The following is a 7,786-nucleotide window of genomic DNA, read 5'->3' as shown; positions in this document are numbered from 1 at the left end:
TTAATTGAGGGAATGAATACCAAAATAAAGCTTATTAAAAGAATGAGTTATGGATTTACCAATTTTCAACATCTTCGACTTAAGCTGTTTGCTTGCTTTAATTCATAACAAAAATTAACACACGAAAACCAGAAGAGCCCTTTAAGGATACTCTAGAATTGTTTTCAAAAATATGTTTCTTAATGGCAATAGCCAACTCTTGAATCATGGGAATACAAACCGAATTACCCACCTGTTTATAAGACTCAGCTAAGTTAGGATGAATTTGAAAGCTATCGGGGAACTTCATCAGTCGATAGCATTCTTGGATAGTTAATTTACGCACCTGATCTTGTTCGGGTATATAAATAAAAAAACGTCCAGATGTTTCCTGAGATGGTATAGTAGGATGTACTCCATCGATCGAATAAATTCGGTTAGGTTGATGATGAACCCGGGATAAATGTTCTGTATTTGGTCTGATACCTTTTTTCCAGATAGTTTTATTGCGATAACCGACAAAAATTAATCCTGATGGTTGTAAGGTAGGATTATCAATGAGAGTATATTCTTTTTTATCTAAGTATTCAAAATTGCCTTGAGGAGACAGAAAATCGCGTAACTTAGGTATTGGTGAAGTATATTTTAATGAGTTGAAATTAAATTTTTTATTTTGGGTAGCAATAATAATAATTCTTTCTCGATTTTGCGGCACACCAAAATCCTTGGCATTTAAGAGCTTATAATCAACTAAATAACCCAGTTCTTCCAAAGAATGCAAAATAATATCTAAGTTTTTGCCTTTGTCGAGGTGAATTAGGTGTTTAACATTTTCCAGAAGAATTATTTTCGGCTTTTTTAATTCTACTATTTCGCAGATGTGAAAAAATAGAGTTCCCCTTGTATCTCTAAATCCGGCTCGTTTTCCAGAAATGCTAAAGGGTTGACAGGGAAATCCTGCTGTCAACACTTCAAAATCAGGCAGGTCATGGATAGCAATTTTTCTAATATCTTGATCGGGAATTTCTTGAAAATTATTGAAATATACTTTTCGACAGTTTTCGTCTATTTCACAAGAATATACACAGTCATAACCAACGCTCTCAAAAGCTAATCTAAACCCTCCAATACCAGCAAAAAGATCGATAAATCTGAGTTTTTCGTTTGTCATTGCCAAATTATGACATCAAAGAAATTAATCAATGGGTGCGTTAACAAAGAGTAACGCACCCCGAGGAAATTACACCGAAGTTAAGGTTTTCTCCGCGCTAATTTGCGCTTCGGGACTATCCGCTTCCGAGGGAGGGACCACTTGCCAGAATTGACCGAGATAGCTATCCCAATTAGCTAAAATTAACTTACCTTTGGGGCTATTAGTGCGTTCTACATGGGCCTCAATTAAAGATTTTAACTGTTCCGCACCGGCAGCCGTGCCAACCCGTTGAATCTTGACAATTTCGGGGTTAAGTTTCTCCGGTAGGGACGGATCAAGGATATAAGCTAATCCTCCCGTCATCCCGGCGCCGACGTTGCGACCGACGGAACCAAGCACGACAATTACCCCACCGGTCATATATTCACAGAGGTGATCCCCGGCCCCTTCGATAACTGCTTTCGCGGTGGAATTGCGGACAGCAAAACGTTCACCGGCCCGACCATTCGCGTATAATACCCCACCGGTAGCCCCGTAGAGACAGGTATTACCGATAATAGCGTTATCTTCGGGCTGATAATTGGCGTTTTGGGGCGGTAAGATGACAATTTCGCCGCCGTAGATGCCTTTACCCACATAATCGTTAGCTTCTCCCTCTAAATGGAGATTGACACCGGGTAAATTAAAGGATCCGAAACTTTGACCGGCCGCACCCTGGAAATTGAGCTTAATTTCGCCTTCAAAGCCGTCATTCCCGTATTTTTGGGCAATTACCCCCGCAATTCTCGCCCCGACAGAGCGATCGGTATTGACAATCCTGTAGGTTTTGCTGACGGTTCCCTGTTGCTCGATCGCCTGTTTAATCTCGCTATCGGCTAGAATATCGTCATCGAGGACAGCACCGTTACTATGTACTTCCTCGTGCTGCAACCAAGAGCGATCGCCACGTCCATCGGGTAAATTCAATAAACAATCAAGATTGAGGGATTCTGTCTTAGTTAAACGAGCATCGGAGCGCACTTTTAACAGATCTGCTCGGCCAATCACCTCATTTAAACTGTGATAGCCTAATTTCGCCAATAATTGCCGCGTTTCCTCAGCCACCAAAGTGAAGAAATTGACCACATGAGCGGGAATTCCTGGAAAACGAGCGCGGAGACGTTCCTGCTGAGTAGCGACTCCCACAGGGCAATTATTCGTGTGACAGACGCGGGCCATGATACACCCCTCGGCAATCATGGAAATGGAACCAAAACCGAATTCCTCCGCACCCATGAGAGCAGCCATGAGGATATCCCAACCGGTTTTCAGTCCCCCATCTGCGCGCAAAATCACCCGATGACGCAGTTGATTTTCCATTAACATCCGATGCACTTCCGTTACTCCCAATTCCCAGGGACTACCCGCGTGTTTGATCGAACTTAGGGGTGATGCACCTGTACCACCATCGTGGCCAGAAATCTGGATAATATCAGCGTTAGCTTTGGCAACTCCGGCCGCAATTGTACCGATACCGATCTCGGCCACTAATTTGACGGAAACTTTGGCCCGGGGGTTAATTTGGTGTAAATCGTAGATTAATTGTGCTAAATCTTCGATCGAGTAGATATCGTGGTGAGGAGGGGGAGAAATCAAGGTTACTCCCGGTTTTGATCGCCGTAACATGGCAATATAGGGACTGACTTTTTTCCCGGGTAATTGACCTCCTTCTCCCGGTTTTGCTCCCTGGGCCATTTTAATCTCTAGCTGTTTTCCACTCATTAAGTATTCGGGAGTGACTCCAAAACGGCCCGAAGCTATCTGTTTAATGGCAGAATTGGCTGTATCACCGTTTTTTAAGCCGTTTAGGTGAGGCATGGTCACTGAATGTCCCTCGGCATCCACATCGCTTAAGCTGGTGTAACGGATCGGATCTTCTCCCCCTTCTCCAGAATTGGACTTACCTCCGATGCGATTCATGGCGATCGCTAGGGTTTCGTGTGCTTCCCGGCCCAAGGCACCGAGGGACATTCCCCCTGTGCAGAAGCGTTGCAGGATACTTTCGATCGATTCTACTGCTTCGATGGCAATTGAGGCTCGATCGCTGTTAAATTCTAATAAATCGCGTAAAGCGGTGACAGGTCTTTCCTGCAAGATTTGACGATAGGTTTCGTAATGGTCATATCCTTCCCCTTGGGAGTGAGCGGCCACGGCTTTATGGAGTGCTTTCGCCATTTCCGGGGAATTCATGTGGTATTCTCCCCCCGGACGGTAGTTGACAAAACCGTAGTTTTCTAGTTTTTTGGCGGTAAGATTGGGGAAAGCTTTACTGTGGAATGCGATCGCTTCTTGGGCCACTTCAGCAATGCTTAAACCCCCGACGCGACTGGTAGTACCGTTAAAAGCTAGTTTAACTAAATCTGCCGATAATCCGATCGCCTCGAAAATTTGCGCCCCATGGTAGGAAGATAGGAGAGAAATGCCCATTTTCGAGAGGATTTTCAGTAATCCTGCTTCTACGGATTTGCGGTAATTAATTAGGGCTTTTTCGAGGCTAATAGCTTCTAATTTGCCATTTTCCATCAATTTCTGGGTTTTTGGCTCGATCCACCACTGGGCGATCGTTTCTAGGGCCAGATAGGGACAGACTGCGGAAGCGCCATAACCAATTAGACAAGCGAAGTGATGGGTACTCCAACACTGGGCCGTGTCGATCACGATCGAAGCTTTTAAACGCAAGTGTGAGCGAATCAGGTGATGATGGACGGCACCAACGGCCAATAAAGGGGGAATATAGCTAGTTTTTTCGTCAATAGGAGCATTTCTGTCACTGAGAATTAAAATTTCTGCTCCCGATGCTACTTTCTTGGCAGCCTCAGCGCACAAATTTGCGATCGCAGTTTCTAATCCCCTCGGTCCGGTGGTCAGATCATAAAGGGTAGAAAGTTCGGCTGTTTTGTAGCTAGAGGTTTTAACTTTGGCTAATTCCGCATTATTAAGCAGGGGAGAGTCTAATTTCAGTAAATGTGCGTCATCAACCCCTAATTTAAGTATATTGCCCCGTCGTCCCAGATACATAGTCAAGGACATGACTAAACTTTCCCGTAAGGGATCGATGGGGGGGTTAGTAACTTGGGCAAAACGTTGTTTAAAGTAATCGTAGAGAAGATGGGGTTTACTGGAGAGGACCGCTAGGGGAGTGTCATCACCCATACAGAAAGTCGGTTCTTTTCCCTGTTCTGCCATGGGAACGATAATCATATCCACATCTTCGGCAGTATAACCGAAAGCGGTTTGCCGGGGAAGGAGATGACTAGGAGCGGGAATGTCGATCGCTGTTTCTTTGTCAATAAAGGTGCGTTGGGATTTAACCCATTCACCGTAGGGATTAGCTCGGGCAATTTCCTGTTTAATCGGCCAATTACGCTTAATTTCGCCTTTTTCCAGATCCACCGCGAGCATTTGACCGGGGCCGAGACGACCTTTTTCGATAATGGTGGTTTCATCGAGGGGAATAGTTCCCGCTTCCGAGGAAACGACGATATAACCGTTGTTAGTAATGCTATAACGGGCCGGTCGCAAACCGTTGCGATCCAAACAAGCGCCGACGATTCCCCCGTCACTGAATACCAGTAAAGCCGGACCGTCCCAGGGTTCCTGTAAACCGCTATAGTATTCGTAGAAGTCGATAATTTCGGGATAATCCTGTAAATCCGGCTGATTATTGTAGGCCTCCGGCACTAGGATCATAGCTGCTTCTAGGGGACTGCGACCGGTTCTCACCAATAATTCTAGGGCGCTATCGAGGTTATAGGAGTCGCTGTTAGCGGGGTTAACAATGGGAGTCAGGGATTGTAATTCTTCGTGGGTCCAACCTTCCGTTTCTAAAGCGGGTTCCCGGGCCGACATCCAGTTAATATTGCCCAAAAGGGTGTTAATTTCGCCGTTATGACCCAATAAGCGCATCGGTTGAGCGAGGGGCCATTTCGGTTGGGTATTGGTGCTAAAACGACGGTGATAAATAGCAAATTGACTGCTATAGGCGGTATTTTGCAGGTCTAGATAAAATTCTCGCAGGATTTCGCCCCGTACCATGCCTTTATAGACAATGGTGCGACAGGAAAAGGAGCAGAAATAGAAATCATCGGCCAGTTGCTTACCGACTTCAGAACGGGCAATATAGAGTAGGCGATCGAATTGAGAACCGGCTAAATCGGGGGAAGTCACCAGAATTTGCTCGACGTAGGGTTGATTTTCCCTTGCTTGTCTTCCGAGGACTTCGGGACGGACGGGAACAGCGCGCCAACCTAAAATCTTAATATTATATTTATTGACAATTTCCTCGATGTGTGCTTTAGCGTCGGCGCGTTCTTGGGCCGCTTGGGGAAGAAAGACCATACCCACCCCTAGTCGCTCAGATTCTGGCATATTTAAGCCATTTTCGGCAAACCAAGGAGCGAGGATATACCTGGGGATAGCGGTCATCATACCGGAACCGTCACCGGAATCCTGATCGGCGCTGCAGCCTCCCCGGTGTTCCAAACAACCTAAGGCTAAAAGGGCCTGTTCAATCAGTTGATGGCTGCCAGAACCGCGCACATCGGCAATAAAACCGACTCCGCAAGCGTCCCGTTCCTCTACGAGCCATCGGGGACCCCAATAGGGATCGATTTGGTGTATATTGTCGGTTTTTGGGTTATTTTGTTGCGCCATAGAAGTTATCCTTACGGTCGTTGTCTAGAAGGGTGGGATAGTTGGTCTGCTGAAAGGGTCAATCTAGAAGAGAATTTTTTTTGATCTTGCCGTTTCGATTGTCGCTGATTTTTCCTAATTTTTGCCTGTTGCCATCTTTATCTTGGCCGGTCTGAGGAATCACAGGTGATCTACCATGATATAGTAGCTCTCAGGAATTGTCATCGAAAATCCCCTAGGCAGGATGGGGGTGAAACATCCTTCTAGGTGCTTATTTTGACGGAATATTGTCTGATTATAAATATTATTGAGGCAATGGGGTCAAATTCAGGACAAAACTTTAGCTAAAGAGGCGGGTAAATCGGCTAATTTTTCCACCACTGTCACCCCAGCTTCTTGAAAATGACGTAGGCTATCTTTTCTGGTATTCTTAGCGGCAACAGAGTAGGAAAGTTGGTTAGAAATAATTGTTTCTGTATCGCCGAAATTGGTTTCAATCGCTGTATTTAACCCCACAAGATAGGCAATCACTGGTTTTTCGATCGCCGAGGCAATATATTTGGCTGCCTCGATTTCGGCCTTTCCTCCCACCTGACTGACGAGGAGAATCGCCTCGGTATTGTCATCTTCCTCGAAAACCTGCAACCATTGGGACAAATTGGAGCCAATAATGCCGTCAGTACCCAAATTTACCGCCATAGATTCACCATACCCCGCTGCTGTTAAAGTTTTCGCCACTTCATCCCCTATGCGATCGCCACGCGTGATCAGACCGATTGTCCCCGATTGATAAAAACTGGGTTCACAAATACCCAACCAAAGATAATTGGGAATAATTACACCCTGGCTGCCGGGGCCGAGAATTAATGTTCCGGTGGTACTAGCTATCTTTAATAATTCCACCAGATCCAAGGGGGGAACTCCGGGGGTGACGATAATTAATTGGGGAATGGCTGCTGCGATCGCTTCTAAGGCCGCATCTAGGACTTGATTGGGGGGGACTAAAATTAAACTGGTCTTGATTTCTCCGGCTTCAGCAACGGCCTCGGCCACTAGATCAAACACTGGTATCTCTGCGATTATCTCACCACCGTGGCCACTAGCCACCCCCGCTACTAAACAGGTTCCCTGAGCTTTCAATCGTGCCGCATAATATTTGCCTAGGGGTCGATCGATCCCTTGCATAATTATCTGATCTTTATCTGTCCATTTCATATATTAAGTGTTGGGAGTTGTTTCAGTAAACAGTAAACAGTAATCAGTAAACAGTAAACAGTAATCAGTGAGACACTGTTGATGGTAGTTTTTTTCAGTGGTCAGTAAACATTAAACAGTAATCAGGTTCTGAAGGCAAGAGTCACTCATGCAAGAGGCAAAAGAAATGTCTCACGTCTGACTCACTGTCTCACTTTCTTCTCCTCCCTCTTCTGCGGTTCGACAAGCTCACCGTCCACTCTGGCACCAGATTCTTTGCCATCGAGAATTTCTCGTCCTTTTTTCACCATTTCTTGGTTAATTTTGTTAAGGAGATTTAAGTTAATTCCTTTCCGAAAATATACCATCATTCTGGCATCAAAGGGGACTTCTATTTGATAGTTTTTTAGCCCAATAAAATACTGGAGGTAATGGTTTTCCCTAACTTCTTCGATGGTTTCTCTATCACTTATTCCTAATCTTTATTGAATAATTAATGATGCCAATGCCACCCTAAATGGTAAGGCGGGCGCCCCCTTATTTTCAGGGAAGCTTTTTGCGTATTCTTCTTCAAATTTTTCCCAGGGAATTATAGTCATTTCAATTAAGTAGCTGGTTATAATTAAATTAAAAATGGATTTTAGGTTCGATCCCCCCTTAATCCCCCCTTAATAAGCTATCCCTTATAGGGATCTTTCTTAACAATTTTTGCAGTAAGCACTCCAACCCTTATCCTGACTTGATTTCAGTTTTTTCTTTGTCAGTAAGGGTGTCAACAAGGAATATTAC

Annotated in this window: 4 protein-coding genes and 1 pseudogene; 1 reads left to right on the top strand and 4 read right to left on the bottom strand. The window is 44.9% G+C overall.

The features are described 5' to 3' along the window. Positions 1–108, top strand: a 108-nt coding sequence (locus IM485_RS08940) for a transposase (protein ID WP_271928149.1), incomplete at its 5' end; no start/stop codon positions are given. On the opposite strand, the gene IM485_RS08935 is transcribed toward IM485_RS08940, so the two are convergent. The 4 genes and pseudogenes from IM485_RS08935 to IM485_RS08920 all read right to left on the bottom strand — a co-directional run. Then, a complete protein-coding gene (locus IM485_RS08935; protein WP_287742515.1) occupies positions 98–1,150 on the bottom strand; it encodes a DNA cytosine methyltransferase in 1,053 nt (350 codons plus the stop codon). The two genes, IM485_RS08940 and IM485_RS08935, sit on opposite strands and share 11 nt — an antisense overlap. 69 nt (positions 1,151–1,219) lie before the next feature. After that, positions 1,220–5,824 carry a glutamate synthase large subunit gene (gene gltB, locus IM485_RS08930; RefSeq protein WP_287742513.1) on the bottom strand — a complete coding sequence of 1,535 codons (4,605 nt, stop codon included), beginning with the start codon at positions 5,822–5,824 and terminating at the stop codon, positions 1,220–1,222. Between the two features lie 306 nt (positions 5,825–6,130). Further along, a complete protein-coding gene (locus IM485_RS08925) occupies positions 6,131–7,018 on the bottom strand; it encodes a succinate--CoA ligase subunit alpha (protein ID WP_104396249.1) in 888 nt (295 codons plus the stop codon). Between the two features lie 278 nt (positions 7,019–7,296). Further along, positions 7,297–7,593, bottom strand: a pseudogene (locus IM485_RS08920) (transposase); the annotation flags it as partial. Between the last annotated feature and the right edge of the window lie 193 nt (positions 7,594–7,786).

Source organism: Microcystis sp. M169S2, assembly GCF_020245865.1.
Taxonomy (GTDB): Bacteria; Cyanobacteriota; Cyanobacteriia; order Cyanobacteriales; family Microcystaceae; genus Microcystis; species Microcystis ichthyoblabe_A.
Note: the sequence above shows the minus strand (reverse complement) of the source record. Positions and strands in the feature narration are given on the sequence as shown.